This window comes from Flavilitoribacter nigricans DSM 23189 = NBRC 102662 (genome assembly GCF_002646595.1).
GTDB classification, from domain to species: Bacteria; Bacteroidota; Bacteroidia; order Chitinophagales; family Saprospiraceae; genus Flavilitoribacter; species Flavilitoribacter nigricans.
Genome location: NZ_PDUD01000121.1, coordinates 1 through 1,118 on the forward strand (window position 1 = coordinate 1; position 1,118 = coordinate 1,118).

A 1,118-nucleotide genomic window follows, 5' to 3' on the forward strand; every position below is an offset into this window, starting at 1 on the left:
GTAGCATCGCTTACGGTTTTAACCAGGCTCAGGTCAATAACCGGATTCGGATTGGTCTCCGCATTATCTTCATCGTCTTCACTCTGATCACCGTCGTCGTTATTCGGAGTGGAGTCGACATCATCTTCGTTAGCCGTAGTTACTTCGGCAACGTTGAAGTAGTCGCCGCTGGCCAGAACAGTTGCTGTGATATTCAGCGTCACTGTCTCACCAATACCGATGGTACCGATCGTCCACAAGCCACCTACGTAATCGCCATCACTGCTTACAAAGCTGTAGCCGCTTGGCAGATTATCCGTTACCGTTACTCCGGTAGCAACACTTGGACCGTCGTTGGTGACACTGATCGTGAAGATCACATCGTCGCCTACATTCGGTGTAGCGTCGCTTACGGTTTTGACCAGTGACAGGTCAATGACCGGGTTCGGGTTGGTCTCTGCGTTATCTTCATCATCTTCGCTCTGATCACCGTCGTCGTTATTAGGTGTAGAATCTACATCGTCTTCGTTGGCCGTCGTTACTTCGGCAACGTTGAAGTAATCGCCGCTGGCCAGGACAGTTGCTGTGATATTCAGCGTTACCGTCTCACCAATACCGATCGTACCAATCGTCCACAGACCACCTACGTAATCACCGTCGCTGCTCACAAAGCTGTAACCGCTCGGCAGGTTATCCGTTACCGTTACACCGGTAGCTACGCTCGGACCGTCGTTGGTTACGCTGATCGTGAAGATCACATCGTCGCCTACATTCGGTGTAGCGTCGCTTACGGTTTTAACCAGGCTCAGGTCAATGACCGGATTCGGATTGGTATCCGCATTATCTTCATCATCTTCGCTCTGATCGCCGTCGTCGTTGTTTGGAGTAGAATCCGTATCATCTTCGTTGGCCGTGGTCACTTCGGATACGTTGAAGTAGTCGCCGCTGGCCAGGACAGTTGCTGTGATATTCAGCGTTACCGTCTCACCGATACCGATCGTACCAATTGTCCACAGACCACCTACGTAATCGCCGTCACTGCTTACAAAGCTGTAGCCGCTCGGCAGATTATCCGTTACCGTTACTCCCGTAGCAACACTTGGGCCATCGTTGGTGACACTGATCGTGAAGATCACGTC

Annotated in this window: 1 protein-coding gene; it reads right to left on the reverse strand. The window is 51.5% G+C overall.

What is annotated here, in order from left to right; genetic code table 11:
• Positions 1-1,118 (reverse strand): DUF11 domain-containing protein (locus tag CRP01_RS41665; protein ID WP_143473780.1); only part of this gene is annotated, 1,118 nt, incomplete at both ends.